At 41.3% G+C, this 19,725-nt stretch carries 16 protein-coding genes; 12 read left to right on the forward strand and 4 right to left on the reverse strand.

All coding sequences use genetic code 11. The features are described 5' to 3' along the window. The 4 genes from ACR2F3_RS14970 to ACR2F3_RS14985 form a co-directional block, all read left to right on the forward strand. On the forward strand, positions 1–305 hold a 305-nt coding region (locus ACR2F3_RS14970), incomplete at its 5' end, for a GIN domain-containing protein (RefSeq protein ID WP_432710790.1). 240 nt (positions 306–545) lie between these two features. Further along, on the forward strand, positions 546–1,508 hold the full coding sequence (locus ACR2F3_RS14975) for a sensor histidine kinase (protein ID WP_432710791.1): 963 nt from the start codon (positions 546–548) through the stop codon (positions 1,506–1,508). Positions 1,509–1,519: 11 nt separating this feature from the next. Continuing rightward, positions 1,520–1,963 (forward strand): response regulator, encoded by a 444-nt coding sequence (locus tag ACR2F3_RS14980; RefSeq protein WP_432710792.1) that lies wholly within the window; start codon positions 1,520–1,522, stop codon positions 1,961–1,963. Between the two features lie 6 nt (positions 1,964–1,969). Further along, a complete protein-coding gene (locus tag ACR2F3_RS14985) occupies positions 1,970–3,484 on the forward strand; it encodes a sensor histidine kinase (RefSeq protein ID WP_432710793.1) in 1,515 nt (504 codons plus the stop codon). A 359-nt stretch (positions 3,485–3,843) separates the two neighbouring features. Here the strand turns inward: ACR2F3_RS14985 and ACR2F3_RS14990 are convergent, their stop codons facing one another. After that, complete coding sequence (locus ACR2F3_RS14990) at positions 3,844–5,022, reverse strand: aldose epimerase family protein (RefSeq protein WP_432710794.1); 1,179 nt, start codon at positions 5,020–5,022, stop codon at positions 3,844–3,846. Positions 5,023–5,158: 136 nt separating this feature from the next. On the opposite strand from ACR2F3_RS14990, the gene ACR2F3_RS14995 reads away from it, so the two are divergent. The 3 genes from ACR2F3_RS14995 (at position 5,159) to ACR2F3_RS15005 (ending at position 7,194) form a co-directional block, all read left to right on the forward strand. After that, positions 5,159–5,863 carry an NUDIX hydrolase gene (locus tag ACR2F3_RS14995; protein WP_432710795.1) on the forward strand — a complete coding sequence of 235 codons (705 nt, stop codon included), beginning with the start codon at positions 5,159–5,161 and terminating at the stop codon, positions 5,861–5,863. A gap of 221 nt (positions 5,864–6,084) precedes the next feature. Beyond that, a complete protein-coding gene (locus tag ACR2F3_RS15000; protein WP_432710796.1) occupies positions 6,085–6,612 on the forward strand; it encodes a PH domain-containing protein in 528 nt (175 codons plus the stop codon). 6 nt (positions 6,613–6,618) lie between these two features. Then, complete coding sequence (locus ACR2F3_RS15005) at positions 6,619–7,194, forward strand: O-methyltransferase (protein ID WP_432710797.1); 576 nt, start codon at positions 6,619–6,621, stop codon at positions 7,192–7,194. A gap of 5 nt (positions 7,195–7,199) precedes the next feature. On the opposite strand, the gene ACR2F3_RS15010 is transcribed toward ACR2F3_RS15005, so the two are convergent. Then, positions 7,200–7,526, reverse strand: coding sequence for a winged helix-turn-helix transcriptional regulator (locus tag ACR2F3_RS15010; RefSeq protein ID WP_432710798.1), 327 nt, complete (start codon positions 7,524–7,526; stop codon positions 7,200–7,202). 111 nt (positions 7,527–7,637) lie between these two features. Between ACR2F3_RS15010 and ACR2F3_RS15015 the strand changes: the two genes are divergently transcribed. Continuing rightward, complete coding sequence (locus tag ACR2F3_RS15015; protein WP_432710799.1) at positions 7,638–8,411, forward strand: SDR family oxidoreductase; 774 nt, start codon at positions 7,638–7,640, stop codon at positions 8,409–8,411. A gap of 118 nt (positions 8,412–8,529) precedes the next feature. Here the strand turns inward: ACR2F3_RS15015 and ACR2F3_RS15020 are convergent, their stop codons facing one another. Further along, positions 8,530–10,206, reverse strand: a complete 1,677-nt coding sequence (locus ACR2F3_RS15020; protein ID WP_432710800.1) for a RagB/SusD family nutrient uptake outer membrane protein — start codon at positions 10,204–10,206, stop codon at positions 8,530–8,532. A gap of 21 nt (positions 10,207–10,227) precedes the next feature. Beyond that, positions 10,228–13,323 (reverse strand): SusC/RagA family TonB-linked outer membrane protein, encoded by a 3,096-nt coding sequence (locus tag ACR2F3_RS15025; protein ID WP_432710801.1) that lies wholly within the window; start codon positions 13,321–13,323, stop codon positions 10,228–10,230. A gap of 683 nt (positions 13,324–14,006) precedes the next feature. Here ACR2F3_RS15025 and ACR2F3_RS15030 point away from each other — a divergent pair. From ACR2F3_RS15030 to ACR2F3_RS15045, 4 genes are read left to right on the forward strand one after another with little or no spacing between them, the layout of a single operon-like run. Further along, entirely contained in the window at positions 14,007–15,674 is a 1,668-nt protein-coding gene (locus tag ACR2F3_RS15030; protein WP_432710802.1) for a ribulokinase, read from the forward strand. Continuing rightward, entirely contained in the window at positions 15,652–16,374 is a 723-nt protein-coding gene (araD, locus tag ACR2F3_RS15035) for an L-ribulose-5-phosphate 4-epimerase AraD (protein ID WP_432710803.1), read from the forward strand. The genes ACR2F3_RS15030 and araD overlap by 23 nt, the downstream gene beginning before the upstream one ends. 6 nt (positions 16,375–16,380) lie before the next feature. Then, positions 16,381–17,889: an L-arabinose isomerase gene (araA, locus tag ACR2F3_RS15040; protein WP_432710804.1), complete on the forward strand. Its 1,509-nt coding sequence runs from the start codon at positions 16,381–16,383 to the stop codon at positions 17,887–17,889. Positions 17,890–17,923: 34 nt separating this feature from the next. Continuing rightward, positions 17,924–19,609 (forward strand): sodium:solute symporter family transporter, encoded by a 1,686-nt coding sequence (locus ACR2F3_RS15045; protein ID WP_432710805.1) that lies wholly within the window; start codon positions 17,924–17,926, stop codon positions 19,607–19,609. The last annotated feature ends 116 nt before the right edge of the window (positions 19,610–19,725 follow it).

Raw genomic sequence — 19,725 nt, forward strand, 5'->3', positions numbered from 1 at the left:
ATGTAAAAAACCTGTCTGCAATTAGTGCTGCCGACCAGAGTACCATTAAAACCTATGGCAAATTCAACTTGTTACATTTAAGTATTTCCTTAGAAGACCAGGCGAAAGCGGATATCAATGCAAATACAGTAAGCGTAGCAACGGATATTAAGGATGAGGCCAAGTTGAACCTAAGTGGAAAAACCGACGAATATTTTGCCAGCAGCGCTGCCGACAAGGGCTGCCGGTTTGCAGAAGTTACCGTTAAAGATGATAAAACCGTTTTAGAATTCATTGAATTTGCGATCAATAGTAAAAAGGACTAGATTAATGAGGTGAGGCTGCTCTTTCAGAGCAGCCTTTTTTGAATTTACATGATTTATGATGTCACCATTTGACAACAGACTACTCCGTTTAGCGCCTAGGGATCTATGTTTGTAAATACGGACAACCACTCGTTTCTTATTGAAACACAGCACAAAAAGCCGATTGATTACTTTTAAATAAAACTCTTTAACGATTAATTAACGTATCTTTGAAGGATCCATTTACGGAAAACCCTGCCCATGCGCAAAACTACCGAAAGGGCCTTGTTGGTTAAAGCTAATCAAGAACTTGCTTTTCAAAACGAGGAAAAAGAAAACCGCGCAGCTGAACTGGTATTAGCTAATCAGGAACTAGCTTTTCAGCACACTGAAAAAGAAAACCGGGCTATAGAATTAGCACATGCTAATGAAGACTTAAAAAATGCCGAGAAACAGATTGTAGAACTAAACCGCGGACTAGAGCAAAAGGTGATTGAACGTACAGCTCAGCTCGAGATGGCAAACAAGGAGCTGGAAGCTTTCTCTTATTCTGTGTCGCATGACCTCAGGGCACCATTAAGGGCAATTAATGGCTTTACAGAAATTTTGGTGGAAGATTATCTCGATAAAATGGATGGGGATGCTAAATACATCATGGATGAGATTATCGCTAACTCTAAAAAAATGGGGGAGCTTATTGACAACCTGCTTGAATTTTCGCGTGTTGGCAAGCAACAGGTTAATCTTAGTGAAATTGATACCCAGGCAATGCTTAACAGCATTATCAAAGACCTGAAACAGCAGGAACCTTCCAGAAAGATCATCGTTAAGATTCACCCCTTGCCTCCGATGAAAGCAGATAAAAACATGATCAGACAGGTTATGATTAATCTGCTATCAAATGCTTTTAAATACACCAACAAAAGAGAATTTGCCAAAATAGAGATTGGCAGTTATGAGGAAGGCGATAAAATTGTGTATTACGTTAAAGATAACGGGGCAGGTTTTGACATGAAATATTATGATAAACTATATGGTGTTTTCCAACGCCTTCACAGCAGTGTTGAATTTGATGGAACTGGTGTAGGATTGGCCATCATTAAAAGAATCATCAATAAACATAATGGTAATACATGGGCTACAGGTATAGAAGATGAGGGAGCCTGCTTTTTTATATCCTTACCAGGAACAACAACACCGCCCCCATTTTCACCAACCTTATAAAACGATAAAAGATGTTAGACCAGGATATTCAAATTCTTCTTGTAGAAGATAATAAATCAGATGCAATGTTAACCATCAGGGCATTAAAAAAACACAACCTCGCTAATCAGCTGGTTCATTTAATCGATGGCGCCCAAGCACTTGATTTTATTTTTGCCAAAGGAGCGTATGAAGGACGCGACATGAGCAACATGCCAAAGGTTATTTTTTTGGATATTAAAATGCCAAAGGTTAGTGGATTAGAAGTATTGAAGGCGGTGAAGTCTGACCCAAGAACCAGAACAATTCCGGTGGTGATGATGACTTCATCAAAAGAAGAAACAGATGTGGTATCAAGTTATGAATTGGGTGCCAATAGCTATGTGGTTAAACCAGTAGGCTTTGATAATTTTTCTAAAACTATCGCTGAATTGGGCTTTTTTTGGAAAGTAGTTAACGTAACACCTGCAGTTTAATACGATATGACTGGGAATGTAAAAATCCTCCACCTGGAAGACCTGCATAGTGATGTGGAGCTTGTTGGCCACGCCTTAAAAAGAGGCGGAATCACTTTTGACAGGTTAGTTGTTGACAACAGGCTGAGTTATGCCAAAGCCTTAATTGAATTTGAGCCTGACATTATTCTTTCAGACCACAATCTGCCTGCTTTCAACTCCCATGAAGCTTTAAATTTATTTGCGGAAACAGACCTCAACATCCCTTTTCTGTTAATCACAGCCTCTATATCGGAAGATTTTGCGGTAGACATTTTAAAACGTGGCGCGGATGATTACATTGTAAAAGATAGGTTGGAACGTCTACCATCGGCCATGACCAACGCCCTGGAAAAGTACAGGCTAAAGCGCGACTACCAAATTAAGCTGGATGAAATCAGTAAAAATGAGAAACATTTCCGTGCCCTGATCGAAAACAGCAATGATGCCATTGCCACAATTAGTGAAACCGGCAGTTGGTTATACCAGAGCCCTGCAGCTGGACGGCTTTCAGATTACAAACTGGATGATATTTTAAATCGTAATGTGTTCGGTTACGCCCATCCAGATGATCTTGACCACTTACGGCTGGTATTTCAACAGGCTAAAGAACAACCAAATATTCCAATACCCTATATAGGTCGGCTAAGAAAAAAAGATTCACACTACCTTTACACTGAAGGAACCATCGTTAACTTGTTACACGATGAAAGTGTAAAAGCATTTGTAATGAATTTCAAGGATTGCAGTGAGCGCGTAGCGGCCGATCAGGAACGCTCTAAAATGGTGGATGATTTACGACAACGCAATACCGACCTTGAACAATTCTCTTACATCGTATCGCATAACCTCCGTGCACCCGTAGCAAATATTATTGGCCTTGCAGATGAGCTGAGGGAAGACCTTAGTTTTAGTGAGGTGAAAAGTATTACTGACTATCTGGTGCTGTCTGCAACTAAACTGGATCGTATCATTATTGATTTAAACAGCGTACTTCAGGTAAAAAAGGAGGTAAGTGAAAAAAAAGAAACGGTTAATATTTGCGAAGTAATCAACGACATCAGGCTAAGCATTTCACAGCTGATCAGCGATGAAGACGTAATTTTTAGTTTAAGAATTTCAGCAAGCACTGCGCTTTGGACCATCAAACCCTATTTACAGAGTATTTTTTATAATCTTATCTCAAACAGTATCAAATATCGCCAGCCGGATCTGGCACCCATTATACAAATAGGCAGCGAGTTGAATGGAGGCAAACTGGTTGTTACTTACCGGGATAACGGTTTAGGTATTGATTTAAAAAAACATGAAAAGAATCTTTTTGGCCTGTATAAACGTTTCCATCATCATGTAGAAGGAAAAGGTATGGGTTTGTTTATGGTTAAAACGCAACTTGATGCTATTGGAGGAATGATTAGTGTGGTGAGCGCCTGTGATGAGGGAACAACCTTTACATTAACTTTTGAGCATGAGTGCCCGGCAATGGGTATGCAAATTTATTAAGGCCACCGTAACTCGGTTTTTAACCGGCATTAAAGTAAGATTACGCATCTTCCTTTCCGAGCTTTGCAGCTCATCCGCATAAAAAGGAGTAGATCATCCATAAAGTCGGTATTTACCTTTAAGGTAGCTTTAAGAAATCGATAGAAATAAAACACAGGTGAGTTTCTTCGAGTGCGGTAGCCGATATGGGGTATACCAGAGACACCTTGATAGTTGTTTTGAGTATTTTGCTTCTGATGGTTTCATTGATTTCCTCTTTTTCTTTGGGGTAATGTAGTGATCAGAAACAAAAATGGAGAATTAAAACAATAAAGCCACTCCTGGGAGTGGCTTTATTACTTATAGCTAATAGTGAATATCTATTTTGCTGTATAAAACTTATAGACGGTTACAGAGTTATAATCCTGTCCTGGCCTTAACACCGTTGTCGGGAAGTTTTTCTGATTTGGAGAATCTGGGAAATGTTGGGTCTCTAAGCACAAAGCGGAGCGGTAGCCATAACGCTGTCCACCTTTTCCATCAGCCGTTTTTCCAGTCATAAAATTACCGCTATAGAACTGCACACCAGGCTCATCGGTTAACACATCCATATATATTCCTGATTTAGGACTGTGTAAAGTTGCCGCCAGGCGTAATCCTTTATCATCGCTGAGTACAAAGTTATGGTCGTAACCACCACCCCTTTTAAGTTGCTCATGGTTATCATCAATACGCTCACCAATCAATGTTGGTTTGGTAAAATCGAATGGTGTGCCACTTACCGGCTCCAGTTTCCCCGTTGGGATTAAGGTAGCGTCTACAGGTGTATAGGTCTTGGCATTAATTGTCAACAGGTGATCAGTGATAGTCGAATCGCCGGCCCCACTTAAATTAAAGTAAGCATGGTTGGTTAAATTAAGTACTGTAGGTTTATCAGTAGTGGCATGGTAGCTTATTTTCAATTCATTATCCGGGGTTAAATCATACACTACTTTTACGTTTAAGTTTCCAGGGTAGCCGGCCTCACCGTCTTTAGCCAGGTAGGTTAATTCAAGGGTATGATCATTAGGCTGTTTAGCATCCCAAACTTTATCATAAAAACCGTCAACACCGCCATGTAAGGTGTTTTCGCCATCATTCACCTGCAGTTTATATTCTTTGTTATCAAGGGTGAATTTTCCCTTGGCAATGCGATTGGCATACCGGCCAACCAATGCCCCATAAAAGGACTCATCCTCAGTTTGATAACCTGCTAAACTATCATGCCCCAATACCACATCAACAAGTTGCCCCTTATCGTTTTTCACCATCAGGGATACAATACGCCCCCCGTAATTGGTGATGGCAGCCTCGGAACCAGCCGCATTTTTAAGTACAAAAAGTTTGGTTTCCTTACCGTCTACTTTACTGTTAAAGCCCTCAACAAGAGGAAGTGCAGCTTGTTTCATTTCTAAAGCATTTTTATTTCCTTCATCTCCTGACTTTGCTGCTTGATTACAGCCTGTAAACACGCCGACTGAAGCCAGCATAAATAGTATTATCTTAAGGTCTTTATTCATAACGTGTGCATATTTGGTTAAATTTGAACCAATTTAGAAAAATTATATTAAACGTCGAATTAACAATTAATAATTTATCCTAAATTTGATCAGGGTTTCCGGGTTATCATAATATTCGGGATTATCAGCTACACAAATGACAGGATATACAGAACAATACAAAATGCTCATTGCAGTAGATTGTATCATATTTGGTTTCGACGGAGAATTACTTAAAATTCTACTCATTAAAAGAGGATTTGAACCAGAAAAAGACAAGTGGAGCTTAATGGGGGGATTTGTTAAGGAGGGTGAAGGTATTGACGATGCTGCACAACATATCCTCACCTCCCTAACCGGCTTGAGTGGAGTGTACCTGGAGCAACTTCACGCCTTTGGCAGCCCTGACCGCGACCCGGTGGAAAGGACGGTGTCTATTGCTTACTTTGCTTTAATCGATATTAATAAATATGAAAAACAGCTGAATGAGCAATTTCATGCCGAATGGTTTCCGATTAAGGAAAAGCCAGCGCTGATTTTTGACCATGACAAAATGGTGGAAACGGCTAAAACCTATATCAGAAATAAAGCTGCACATAACCCCCTCCTTTTTGAACTTTTGCCAAAGAAATTTACGATCCCACAGGTGCAGAATTTATATGAAGGCATTTATAACATTCAGATAGATAATAGAAATTTTATCAGAAAATTAACCGCTGCCGGATTACTCATCAAACTTGCGGAGAAAGACAAGTCAAATTCTAAAAAAGGTGCATTCTATTTTAAGCTGGATCGTAAAAAATACAAGACCAATTTTCCTAATTTGTTGAGTTTTATACCTAAAACCAGCAAAATAAAGTAAGTTTTGTTGGTTTAGCTGCTTTTTTAATTACACAACCATTTGATATATAGCGTTTTTGAGGTTTATATTTTTATATTGTAGCATAAAAGGGGAAAACAATTTTGAAAATCTCCTCTTTCCTTAATATTTCAAGTCTTTTTCGCATGTAGCACTCCTCATTGAATTTAAATATTATATTCAACCAGGTATAATAGACATCATAAATCAATTAACAAATAATTATGGATTACAGAGCATCCCTTGACGGGTTAGCCAAAGCAATAACCTGGGGTACTTTTGTTTTATTCGGGTTGCTGGTGTATACGAGTATCAAAGAGATTACAGTACCCCAAGTTGATAGGAAAACAATGTTGATCCACTCTGGAATAATATTACTTCTGATTTCTATTATCGTTGTTTGTTACCTTTTAGCGCCACAATCTTACAAAGTGAACGCAGATTACCTAACAATTGTTAGAGCCGCAGGTGATAAAAAAATAAAGCTGTCTGATATTGCTGAAGTTCGAGCCTTGGAAGAAGCAGAAATGAAGCGTGCTATTCGCACTTTTGGTGTTGGTGGACTATTCGGTTACTACGGGAAATATTATGCATCGAATATTGGCCGTATGACATTTTACGCAACTCAAAGAAGAAACAAAGTTTTTATTCTAACAAGAGCGGGAGATAAAATTATTATCACACCAGACGATTTAAACATCATTGAGAAGTTACGGCCAGCGATGCAAAAAAAAATAATTTCTATAGCATAAAGAATCATGACAGACGAAGCAATACAAAATTATCCACCCAATTATGTTGCTATTGACAAAGCTACCAAGCAGTCAGGCTTTACTATGGCATCTGACCCTAAGACCTGCGCTTTATTGAAAACCTTAGCTGGCACTAAACCAGGAGGTAAATTATTGGAATTAGGTTCTGGAACAGGGTTATCTACTGCATGGATTTTAGACGGGATGGATAATAGTGCCGCACTCACTTCCATAGATAACGATTCTGTTTTCTTAAACATTGCAGAACGTTTCCTGAAAGACAGCCGTCTAAATCTTATTAATCAGGATGCTGGAGAATGGATTCAAAATAATAGAAACGTTAAGTTTGACTTGATCTTTGCCGATACGTGGCATGGAAAATACTTGATGCTGGACGAGGTTTTAGAAATGCTTAATCAAGGGGGGCTATATATCATTGATGACATGTTACCACAATCGAACTGGCCAGATGGACACCAGGAAAAAGCTATGCGGCTGCTTGAACAGTTGGATGAACGAACAGATTTAAACTTAACACGGCAATGCTGGGCAACGGGAATTGTTATTGCAAGCAAAAAATGAGTGAATTAGCCGACGTATTCAAGTCCCCATTTATATAATTCATTAATGATCGGTTCTAATTTTTCCCCCTTTTGAGTTAGGGTATATTCTACGGTGGGGGGAACGGTTGGAAAAACCTTTCTAACGACAATTCCATTTGCTTCCATATTCTTCAATTCCTTTACCAACATTCGGGTATTGATTTTTGGTACAAGACGCTCTAATTCACTGAACCGCTTCTTGCCATTAAATAAAGCATAGATAATTGACATTGACCATTTTCCACCAATTACACCCAAAATTTCCTGAAGTGCACATCTGTCTTCGTTTAATTCATTTTTTTTTGTTCCCATAACTAGTTGATTTTGTGCAAGGCTTTACTTAGTGTTATTACTGTACAAAAGTGTTACTACTTTCAAATATAAAGCTTTATACTTTATTTTGACTTAAAAATAAACGACATTATGGATACTATATTAAAAGGAAAAGTAGCTCTGGTAACAGGTGGAACTAGAGGTATCGGCAAAGCCATTGCCGAAAAATTGAGTAGCAGTGGTGCCCAAGTCGTTATAACAGCACGAAATGCGCCTGAAGAGGGCTCAAACCTACATCACTTCATAGCAGGCGACCTCACTCAACCAGAAAATGCAGAAGCAATAGCTACGGAAATTCTGGAGAGATATGGCAGGATAGATATTATTGTAAATAATACAGGTGCTAATTTAAGTCCCGGCGGCGGATACGCTTCGCTGTCTGATGAACATTGGTTTAACGATTGGAATTTAAACTTTCTGTCGGTAGTACGAATTAACAAATTGCTTTTACCTTCCATGATTGAGCAGCAATGCGGTGTAATTATTAATATTTCAACCGGTGCCGCAAAACAGCCTATTTGGGAAATGACAATGTCCTACTCTTCGGCAAAAGCAGCGTTGAACGCATATAGCAAAGCATTAGCCAATGAATTAGGCTCAAAAGGAATACGTGTAAATGTAGTTTCGCCGGGAGTAGTAAAGACACAGTTGATGTTGGATTTCATCGAGAATATGGCGCAGGCTTCGAACATTACAGTTAATGAAGCTTTTAAAGCTGTTATGGATAAAGTAGGCGTTCCGCTAGGCAGGATGGCAGAGCCGGAAGAAATTGCCAATCTTGTAGCCTTTTTGGCATCTCCCGACGCAAAATATATTACCGGAGCTAATTATTCTATAGATGGCGGGGCATTGCCTACAGTCTAACAATAAATAGAATCATATATCTTCACTTTGAATGATGCTTACTAACTGAACTTGCAGTAACAAAACAGGGCTGCTCACAATTAATGTGGCAGCCCTTCTAATTGATAGATAACTTGATTTAGTAACCTTTAGCAGCTTGTGCAGCCCTAAGGTTTGGATTCTTATCTACGGCACTTTGTGGATAAGGCATTAATTTGAACTTTTCTTCCCAAAAGCGTTCCTGTGCAAGGCTGTTGGTCAGGTCATAAGTATTTTTCATCACGTCCTTAGCAATGTTCCAGCGTCTGATATCAGCCATACGATGACCTTCCGCAGCAAGCTCAATTCTACGTTCGTTCCTGATTAATTGGCGTAGGCTCTCCTTGGTGTTGTACACATTCTGGTCAACTTCTGGCATTCCGGCGCGGTCACGGATATCATTTAAGGCTGCATAAATTGAGGCATCAGGACCTGAAAGTTCGTTCTGTGCTTCTGCATAGTTTAATAATACCTCTGCATAGCGGATAATGGCAAAATCCTGCGCACCGTCCCATTCGATCTTCGAGTAAAGCGGATCAACCAGTTTCCTGAAGTTATAACCTGTTTTACTGTTATTGTTACCACCGCGGCCCCAGGTAAATTTGTAACCCGGTTCCATACTTTCCCATGGATTCGAGGGAAACAAAATGCTGGCATATAACCTGGTATCCCTATCCTTAAACTCATTGTAGTAAGCTGCATTTGGCTTGCCATCGTTATAATTGGCTGCACGTTGTGCTGGGGTTGGCGGCGTAAAAGGCTTACCACTTCTATCCCAATAAGCATTAACTAATTCTTGCGTAGGTGTTACTGAACTCCATCCACCTAAAGCTGAAGGCGAAAATAAAGTCATTGTACCATTGCCGTATAGGTAGGAGGAGTTATCGATATTCTGAGAACTTAAAATCACTTCCTTACTATTTTCATTCACTGCCCAGAACTGTTGTTCGTAACTGGCCAACCCTTTGTAAAAAGCTTGTTTCTCCGCATCATTGGCAAAATTTATGAATGCCGAATAATCTGCTTTCAAGTCTGCCGGCGAAGCTGCAGAAACCCTGAACAAAGCATAGTCCATATTCATTACCTTTTTGGCACTTTCTGCTGCCGCTGCCCATTTGGAGTAATGCAGTTCTATCCTGCTTTTTAGCGCAAGGGCTGCCCCTGCCGTAATACGCCCTTTCTCATTGTTCTTTCCACCGGCATAATTCGCTGGTAAAAGTTCCGCTGCCTTTTCCAGTTCCGACAAACTAAAAGCAATCACCTCCTCTACCGGGTTCGGTGCTACAGCTACAGTTTCAGGGTTTTCATAAGCTTCCTTAAGTAAAGGCACAGGACCGAAAGTCTTTGCCAGCTCAAAGTACACAAAAGCCCTGATGGCCGTTGCTTCTGCAATGAACCTGTTTTTAAGCGTCTCATCCATCTGTACTTTATGTACATTGGAAAGAAAATAGTTCAGGTTTCTAAGCGCGGTATAGCTTGATTTATACCCCAAATCGATCGTTGCATCAATGTTACCTGCACTCACAGCGGTAGCCGTACTTTCCCATGGATACTGGCCATAAGCATTGTCTGATGAAGCATCGTCATAGACATAGTTGTATCCGTTACTCAAATAACTGTAGCACCCGTTTAACGCTAAGCGGGTCTCATTTTCTGAAGTCCAGAAAGTTTCACTGGAAATCAACTCCTGGGGTACTTTGTTCAATGCGTCTTTTTTACATGCCGTCTGCATGCTTAAAGCCATTGCCACCATTGGTATATATATAAATTTTTTCATTGGTCTCTTTAAATAATTGAATTACAGGGTTAAGTTAACACCGAAAGAAAAGCTCTTCATCTGTGGGTATGATGCGCGAGTAGAGGCCATCTCCGGATCGAAATCTTTTAATCTTTTGTCTGCGCGAATGGTAAATAAATTGTTGCTCGACACATACAGTCTAAGATTACTGATCTTTAATGGCTTGATTACGCTTTCGGGGAAAGTATAACCCAGTGTTACTGCTTTGATCCTGAAATAATCTGCATCGTATAAGTAGAAGCTCGATGCTTTCAGGTTCTGCGCATTGTCTGCAGATTCTAAAATCCGTGGATAAGCAGCGTTAGGATTAGGATTTGCCGTGGTCCAGCGATCTAAATGGTAAGATTTAACACCAGCACCGTTGAAGAAAGCTTGTGATGCTTCTGAAGTTAGGTAAACCTTTACGTCAGACACACCCTGTCCGATTACCGATAAATCAAAGTTTTTGTAGTTAGCACTTAAATTCACCCCGTAAGTAATGTAAGGAACATCACTTCCATTGATCGTACGGTCGTAACTATCGATTATTCCGTCTGGCGTGCCATCAGGTCCGCTTAAGTCTTTGTATTTTATATCACCTGGTTTAGTAGCTGTAGACTGGAATGCGTGGTTATCCACATCTTCCTGTGTGCCAAATAAACCATCAGCTTCCCACATGTAGAATGATCCGATAGGTGCACCTACACGATTAATCCAGGGTTCGCTGATCTGATCGTTATAAGCACCTAAATAGGTTACCTTGTTCCAGATTCTGCTAAAGTTACCACCAATGGAATAGCCAAAGTCGCCAATCTTGTTGGTATGCGTTAAGCTCAATTCAACACCCTTGTTTTGTACGCTGGCTAAGTTTACCGAAGGACTGTGGCTGGTAGAAAGTCCTGCTTCATCAGGTAAATTCTGGTTAGTCAATAAAATTCCATTGGTCATGCGGTCGAAGGCATCAATTTGAACACTTAGCTTGTGATTAAACAAACTTGCATCTAAACCAATATTGGTCATGTTTACTTTTTCCCATGATAAGGCTTTGTTGGAAACTTTACCAAGCACAACACCATCTTGCTTTGTTTGATCTAAGATACCTGCGGTAATGGGATTTAAACCGTCAAAATAGTCGTAGTTTCCTACATTGCTCACATTACCAAGCTTACCCCATGATGCACGAACCTTCAACTCTGAGATCCATGAAACGGATTCCATGAAATCTTCCTGCGATAAACGCCATGCCCCGGAGAAGGATGGATAAGCGCCCCAACGATGTCCTGGCGCAAATTGTGAAGAACCATCCATACGAATACTTGCTTCAAATAAATAACGGTCATCGTATGCATAGTTAAACCTTCCAAATACAGATTGAAACGCATTTTCGCCTATTGCACCCGAACCGGTTGTATTCAGTGGATCAGAAGAACCTGCGTTAATTGCATTTAAATCATTATTTATAAAATTTTTACGGATGATTCTGATGGATTTCTCAGCGTAATCTTCGAACGAAGCACCTCCCAATATTTTACCGTAGTGTTTGCCGATGGTCTTTTCGTAACCGGCGGTAGCTTGTGCAAGGAATTTACTGCTGGTAAACCAGGCTTCATCTAATTGATTAACAATAACTGCTGTACTTGCAATAGGGAGCCCCGTTTGGAAGTTATTAATCGGGTTCATCCGGTTGATAAATGCGGAAGTTACTGTATTGTAATAGTTATATGACACCATACCATTGATGTCTAAACCTTTAACGGGCGTATATGTTCCATTGATGGATCCCAGGAAGCGGTTATAGTCATAATTGTTACGACCGCCTTCTTTAAGGTTTCTCAATTGATTTTTGGCGGCAAGGGTACCGTCTACTCTACCACCATTCATACTTCCCCATTCTCCATTGCTCTGTCTGGCAACCAACAATGGTACCGCTCTGTTTAACTCCATGAAGTTGGTATTTCCATTTGGGTTATTCAGTTTATCCTTGATATAGGAGATGTTTGAACCGACCTTAAACTTCTCGGAAACCTGAGATTCGGTATTTGCGCGAATCGAGTAACGTTTTAAGTCTTTACCCGGGTTTAAGGAGTTTTGGTCGAAATAGGATCCGCTTAAAAAGTACCGCGTACTACCCCCACCAGATACGTTTAAGCTGTGCTCCATTATTGGTGCCGTTTCCCGTAATGTCATTTCATACCAGTTGTTATCGGGATAATTGTCCGGATCGCTCTGGTTTTTAATTTTAAGCAGCGCTTCTTCAGAATAAACTATTGCTTTACCTGCGTTTGTGGCTGCTTCATTTCTTAATGTTGCATAGTCATAAGCACCTAACCAGTCTGGAAGAATTAACGCCGACTGTACACCATAATAGGCATTATAGTTAATCGCCATCTTACCCTCTTTACCCTGCTTAGTCGTTACCAGGATCACACCGTAAGCTGCTCTTGACCCATAAATAGCTGATGCTGAGGCGTCTTTCAAGATAGACATGCTTTCCACATCGTTCGGGTTGATACGTGCGAAATCGCCTCCGCTAACCGGAACACCATCTACCACGTATAATGGGCTGGAAGCTCCTAGGTTACCACGTCCACGTACGTTGATGGTACCGATATCGCCACCCACATCGCCCGGACGCGCCTGAATGGCCATACCCGGAACGGCACCCTGCAGTGCGTTGGTAAGTGAAGTTACTGGTCTGTCGGTGAGCGTTTTTGTGCTTACCGTATTTAGGGCTCCGGAGAGGTTAACTTTTTTCTGTGTACCATACCCTACAACTACCACTTCTTCCAGCGCCTCTGTGCTTTCTTTCATGGTTACATTGATGGTTGTTTGGGTACCAACTACAATTTCCTGAGTTGTGTAATTCAGGTAACTGAATACTAAAATAGCCGAGGCATCGGGTACAGTAATGCTGTATCTTCCGTTTACATCGCCAACAACACCTTGTGTTGTTCCTTTAACTTTGATCGTTACCCCAGGGATACTCTGCCCAGTGTTGTCTGTCACCGTTCCTCGAACAGTAATGGGATCCGCAGCTTTTACCTGCAAAATTGCAAGTAGAAGAAATACGGTAGTTAACTTCATCTTTAGAAGAAGCTGGTTTAAATTTCTAATCATTATAAGGTCTGTTGATATTAAATAAGTCTTTAAAGCTAGAGGATTGAGAATCGCTATGCCGAGCTATCTGAATGCAAACGTTTGATACGTTTATTCCTTAATACCGTATTTATACCTATAAAAGAGAAATTTTATTAACTAACCGTGATTTAAATCCTTGTTTGAGTTATATTATCTTATTTTAAAAGGCCAGGAGTTGGCCAAGTTTAGACAAAGATCAACACAATCGCTTGCACTGGCCACAAACTATTAGTAAAGAAGATATTAAATAGGAATGATTTTTATAAAAATGATGTATTTAGCAATATATTTCACGCGACATCAAGATATTGTGTTAACAGATGAGAAAAAATGCATATTAGCCCATTCTGAATTTACCAGACTGATAGTTAAGCAGATTTATCAGTTTTAAAACGTGATTTACGGATGGATTTAACAGCATCGCAATAAAACAACCACAAACTTTCGTAAAAGCTTCAGATTAAATGCGCCTGTTAGCTAAAAACACCGGTGTTCCATCCCATTTCCCCGTATTCTGTGGCATACTAATGCTTATATTGGTGTTTTAAAATTCAAATTATACAAGTTATTCCTGGTGTTCACCTACGGATCAATTACATAAAAAACCTTAAATTATTTCTTTTAATAAACAAATAAACGTTAATTAGACGTTTAATTGTTATATGGAAAAAGGTCAATATGTTATAGGAATAGATTACGGCTCTGACTCAGTGAGGTCGGTACTCGTAAACGCCAAAAATGGTAAAGAAGTTTCTTCTTCAGTTTTTAACTATCCCCGCTGGGAAAAAGGGCACTTTTGCGATCCCGCAAATAACCAATTCAGGCAACACCCTCTTGATTATATAGAAGGACTTACTGTAACCATTAAAGATTGCCTGGCTAAAGCCCCAGGTGTCGACGCCAGCGAAATTAAAGCCATCGCGGTAGATACAACAGGCTCTACACCGGTTGCGGTTAATGAAGCGGGCATTCCCTTAGCATTACTGCCTGAATTTGAATCTAACCCCAATGCCATGTTTGTGTTGTGGAAGGACCATACTGCAGTAAAAGAAGCGGCACAGATCAATGCACATGCAGCTACACAACCCATAAATTACCTTCAGTATTGTGGTGGTATTTATTCTTCAGAATGGTTCTGGGCAAAGTTACTTCATGTGCTGCGCGAAGATGAGCAGGTTCGCAATGCTTGTTACTCCTGGGTAGAACACTGCGATTGGATTCCTTTCCTGCTTACTGGGGCTACCCATATTGAAACCATGAAACGCAGCCGCTGCGCTGCCGGACATAAAGCGTTATGGGCTGAGGAATTTGGCGGATTGCCACCAAATGAATTCTTCTCTTCACTAGATCCGCTATTAGATGGTGTAACGGCCAGGTTATTTACAGAAACCTATACCTCCGACGAATCGGCCGGCACTTTAAGTGCCGAATGGGCAGAAAAACTAGGGCTGAGCACAGACGTTCAAATTGGCGTAGGCGCTTTTGATGCCCATATGGGCGCAGTGGGCGGACAAATAGAACCTTATTACCTAAGTAAGGTAATGGGTACGTCTACCTGCGATATTCTTGTAGCCCCTACAACCGATATCCATGGAAAGTTAATCAAAGGAATATGCGGGCAGGTGAATGGTTCGGTGATCCCAGGTATGGTAGGACTGGAAGCCGGACAATCGGCCTTTGGCGACACCTATGCCTGGTTTAAACAAATTCTGGCCTGGCCATTAAACCAGTTACTGGAGCAGTCGTCTGTTATCGACGCCCATACCGCCGCAGCCTTGAAAGAAGAAATATTAAGAAAAATTATACCTGTACTAAGTGAGCAGGCTGCCTTGCTGCCTAAACAGCTTGACGACGAGGTGGCCATCGACTGGTTTAACGGAAGACGTACACCTGATGCGAACCAGGAATTGAAAGGTGCCTTTCTAAACCTTGATTTAGGCAGTGACGCCCCACGTTTATTCAGGGCATTAGCTGAAGCGACATGTTTTGGAGCTAAAAACATAGTAAACCGATTCATTGAACAGGGCATCCCGGTAAAAGGTCTGATAGGCATTGGTGGCGTGGCGAAAAAATCGCCATACATTATGCAAATGATGGCCGATGTACTAAACATGCCCATCCGTATTCACCAGTTTGAACATACCTGCGCTTTGGGTGCCGCGATGTTTGCTTCGGTTGTAGCGGGCATTTACCATACGGTGGAAGATGCTATGGTTGGCATGGGTAGTGGTTTTGATGCCGAATACCTGCCTATACCGGAAAATGTTAGCTTTTATGAGCAACGGTACCCACTTTATACTTCCCTAGGTGAATACATTGAACAAAATTAACAGCATGAACTATCAGGATATCAAAGAACAGGCCTATAAAGCCAATATGGAGCTACCAGAGCTAGGCCTGGTGCTTTTCACGTTTGGTAATGCAAGTGCTGCCGATCATGAGCAGGGTGTTTTTGCGATCAAGCCAAGTGGCGTACCCTACAAGGATCTGACGGTAGATAATATGGTGATTGTAGACTTTGACGGCAACACTGTTGAGGGCAACCTAAGGCCGTCTTCAGACACGCTTACCCATGCGGTACTTTACAAAAACTGGGCAGAAGTTAGTGGCATTGTACACACACATTCCACTTACGGAACAGCCTGGGCACAGGCATTACGGCCGATCCCATTATATGGGACCACACATGCCGATCATACCACGGCGAATATTCCATGTGCCCCGCCCATGAGTGATGACAAGATTGCCGGCAATTATGAATATGAAACCGGGTTTCAGATTATAGAACACCTAAAAGATTTAAACCTGAGCTACCAGGACATGGAGATGATTCTGGTGGGCAACCACGCCCCCTTTACATGGGGAAAAACAGTAGAAAAAGCGGTTTACCACAGTGCTGTACTGGAGGAACTTGCTAAAATGGCGTTGTTAACCGAACAGGTTCAGCCCGGAGTTATGCCCATGAAAGACGCCCTGATTAATAAACACTATCAAAGAAAACATGGTAAGAACGCTTACTATGGTCAATAAAATTTTATGATGACAACAGACCTAAAACAACTAGAAGCCTGGTTTATTACCGGCAGCCAGCATTTGTATGGCGAAGAGACCTTAAGAAGTGTTGCAGACCATTCAATGCAAATTGCACAAGCCTTAAATGACTCACCAGACATCCCGGTGAAGATTGTGTTTAAACCTGTGGTAAAAACTGCAGAAGAAATTTACCAGGTTTTTCAGGATGCCAATGTTACGGCAAACTGTATTGGTGTAATTACCTGGATGCACACCTTCTCCCCTGCTAAAATGTGGATCAATGGTTTGAAAATTTTGCAAAAACCAATGGCACATTTACATACGCAGTTTAACCGTGATATTCCATGGAGCACCATGGACATGGATTTTATGAACCTTAACCAAAGCGCACATGGCGACAGGGAGTTCGGTTTTATCATGTCGAGAATGCGCCTGAACAGAAAAGTAATTGCCGGACACTGGGAAGATCCACAGGTTAAAGAAAGCTTAAATACCTGGGTCCGTGCAGCAGCAGGATGGCATGATTTACAAGGTGCCAAATTTGCGCGTTTTGGCGACAATATGAGAAATGTTGCGGTAACCGAGGGTGATAAAGTGGAAGCGGAAATCAAATTTGGTTATTCTGTAAACACTTACGGCATTGGCGACCTGGTGCAAGTGATTAACCAAACTCTTGATAGTGAGGTGGACAAGTTGGTAAAGGAATATCACGACCAATACCTGATGGCGGAAACACTGCGTGTGGGTGGAAGCCAACACCAGTCATTACGTGAAGCAGCTAAGATTGAAATTGGCCTGCGTAATTTCCTGGAAGCCGGAAATTTTAAAGGTTTTACGGACACTTTTGAGGATTTACATGGTATGGTACAACTACCCGGTATCGCTGTACAACGACTGATGAATGCAGGTTACGGTTTTGCAGGTGAAGGTGATTGGAAAACGGCTGCTTTGGTTCGTACCATGAAAGTAATGGGAAGTGGTTTAGCAGGCGGTAATGCTTTTATGGAAGATTACACCTATCATTTTGAACCTGGAAACTCTTTTGTTTTAGGCTCTCACATGTTGGAGGTTGATGAAGCCATTGCGAGTGGACCAATACGTTGTGAAATCCATCCTTTAGGTATTGGTGGAAAAGCTGATCCCGTACGTTTAGTTTTCAATGCCGCATCCGGACCAGCCCTTAATGCCTCAGTAGTTGACATGGGTAATCGCTTCCGTTTGTTGGTGAATATGGTTGACGGTGTGGAAGCTACTCCTGAACTACCTAAATTACCTGTTGCGCGCGTGATGTGGAAACCGCAGCCAGACATGAAAAATGGATGTGCAGCCTGGATTTATGCCGGCGGTGCCCACCATACCTGTTACAGCCAGAACCTTTCTTCCGAACATTTAAGTGACTTTGCCAACATAGCCGGATTAGAATATGTAACGATCGATAGGGACACCAAAATTACCCAATTCCGTAATGAACTAAAATGGAACGAAGCTTATTACCAAAGTAATAAGCATTAATCCTAAATTAACCTAAACCAAATACTAAACTATTATGAGCAATAATTTAGCTACAACCGATTATGTAGTCATTATTTTGTACTTCATCATCGTGTCTACCTATGGATATTCAATTTATAGAAAAAGGAAAAAAGGCGAGCACGACGCTAAAGCATTCTTCCTTGCAGAAGGTACCTTAACCTGGTGGGCCATTGGCGCATCCCTCATTGCATCAAACATCAGCGCCGAACAGTTTATCGGCATGAGCGGCGAAGGCTTTTTCCTCGGTATTGCCGTTGCCGCTTATGAATGGATTGCAGCCATTGCGCTGATTATTGTGGCCGTGTGGTTTATTCCTGTGTACTTAAAGAACAAAATTTACACGATGCCACAATTCCTGAAGACCCGGTATAACGAATCAGTGGCGCTGATTATGGCGGTATTCTGGCTTTTCCTCTACATATTTGTTAACCTGACCTCCATTTTATACTTGGGCGCAGTAGCCATTAACGGGTTGACCGGAGGTGATTACCTGCATATTATAATGATTGGCCTTGCTGTATTTGCTTTGGTGATTTCCTTAGGGGGAATGAAGGTGGTTGCCTATACGGACGTTATCCAGGTAGCCATCTTAATCTTCGGTGGGTTAGTAACCACCTATATTGCATTAACGGTTGTTGGAGAAAAGTTTGGTGTAGGTCCTAATGCGATTGCCGGTTTCAACATTTTGATGGAACAGGCACCGGAGCATTTTAAAATGATTATCCCTAAACCAACGGAAGCTTCTTCGCAGAATGAAATTAGCAAGTACCTTACTTTTCCCGGACTTGCATCCTACGCTGCGGGGATCTGGATCATCAATCTGAACTATTGGGGTTGTAATCAATACATTACGCAACGTGCACTGGGTGCAGATTTGCATACTGCCCGTACCGGTATTTTGTTTGCCGGTATCCTGAAACTATTCATGCCTTTAATCGTGATGTTACCAGGTATTGCAGCTTTCGTTTTGTACGAAAACGGCCATTTACCGCAGCTGGTTGGTGGAAAAGATGGTGCTTATTCAGCCGTCCTTACCTTTTTACCTACCGGACTAAAAGGCTTGTCTATCGCAGCGCTTACCGCAGCAATTGTAGCTTCTTTGGCTGGAAAAGTAAATAGTGTATCGACCATTTTCACACTTGACGTTTATTCTAAATACTTTAAGAAGAATGCCGAAGAACGCGACCTGGTGCTCATTGGGCGTCTAACAGTATTCCTGGCGCTGGTTTTAGCGGTAATGTTTACCTGGAGCGATTTATTAGGTATAGGTGGCGTAGGTGGTTTCACTTACATCCAAAAATATACAGGTTTTATTAGTCCGGGTGTATTTGCTATGTTCCTTCTGGGTATGTTCTGGAAACGCACCACTGGTTTGGCAGCTATGGTGGGGGTAATTGCCGGCTTCGTGCTCTCAGTATTTTTCAATGAGTTTGCACCGGCATTATTAGGCAACGACAACTTCCTTTATACAGCCTATCCGAATGGCAATGGTGGATATGAAATTCCTTTCCATATCTGTATGGGACTATCATTTGCTTTCACCATGATAATTATGATTGCCATAAGCTTCGGTGGCCCTAAAGTAAATCCTAAAGCATTCGAACTGGATGCAGAGATGTTTAAGGTTAAGCCATCCACGGTGGTTCTAATCGTTATCACACTCCTAATTATTGCAGCCTTGTACGTAAAGTTCTGGTAGAAAATACAAGTTGTGTTACACAAAAAAGGCTACAGCATCTCATGACGCTGTAGCCTTTTTTGTGTAAATTAGGTATGTGTAACGGTTAAAACGAATTCATGAATTGGCAAAATGAA

The sequence above is a fragment of the Pedobacter sp. genome, from assembly GCF_045627485.1.
Taxonomy (GTDB): Bacteria; Bacteroidota; Bacteroidia; order Sphingobacteriales; family Sphingobacteriaceae; genus Pedobacter.

What these genes read in the sequence shown, in the direction of transcription:
- ACR2F3_RS14975 (WP_432710791.1), top strand. Translation starts at nt 546, where the DNA reads ATGCGCAAAACTACCGAAAGGGCCTTGTTGGTTAAAGCTAATCAAGAA.
- ACR2F3_RS14980 (WP_432710792.1), top strand. Translation starts at nt 1,520, where the DNA reads ATGTTAGACCAGGATATTCAAATTCTTCTTGTAGAAGATAATAAATCA.
- ACR2F3_RS14985 (WP_432710793.1), top strand. Translation starts at nt 1,970, where the DNA reads ATGACTGGGAATGTAAAAATCCTCCACCTGGAAGACCTGCATAGTGAT.
- ACR2F3_RS14990 (WP_432710794.1), bottom strand. Translation starts at nt 5,022, where the DNA reads ATGAATAAAGACCTTAAGATAATACTATTTATGCTGGCTTCAGTCGGC.
- ACR2F3_RS14995 (WP_432710795.1), top strand. Translation starts at nt 5,159, where the DNA reads ATGACAGGATATACAGAACAATACAAAATGCTCATTGCAGTAGATTGT.
- ACR2F3_RS15000 (WP_432710796.1), top strand. Translation starts at nt 6,085, where the DNA reads ATGGATTACAGAGCATCCCTTGACGGGTTAGCCAAAGCAATAACCTGG.
- ACR2F3_RS15005 (WP_432710797.1), top strand. Translation starts at nt 6,619, where the DNA reads ATGACAGACGAAGCAATACAAAATTATCCACCCAATTATGTTGCTATT.
- ACR2F3_RS15010 (WP_432710798.1), bottom strand. Translation starts at nt 7,526, where the DNA reads ATGGGAACAAAAAAAAATGAATTAAACGAAGACAGATGTGCACTTCAG.
- ACR2F3_RS15015 (WP_432710799.1), top strand. Translation starts at nt 7,638, where the DNA reads ATGGATACTATATTAAAAGGAAAAGTAGCTCTGGTAACAGGTGGAACT.
- ACR2F3_RS15020 (WP_432710800.1), bottom strand. Translation starts at nt 10,206, where the DNA reads ATGAAAAAATTTATATATATACCAATGGTGGCAATGGCTTTAAGCATG.
- ACR2F3_RS15025 (WP_432710801.1), bottom strand. Translation starts at nt 13,323, where the DNA reads ATGATTAGAAATTTAAACCAGCTTCTTCTAAAGATGAAGTTAACTACC.
- ACR2F3_RS15030 (WP_432710802.1), top strand. Translation starts at nt 14,007, where the DNA reads ATGGAAAAAGGTCAATATGTTATAGGAATAGATTACGGCTCTGACTCA.
- araA (WP_432710804.1), top strand. Translation starts at nt 16,381, where the DNA reads ATGATGACAACAGACCTAAAACAACTAGAAGCCTGGTTTATTACCGGC.
- ACR2F3_RS15045 (WP_432710805.1), top strand. Translation starts at nt 17,924, where the DNA reads ATGAGCAATAATTTAGCTACAACCGATTATGTAGTCATTATTTTGTAC.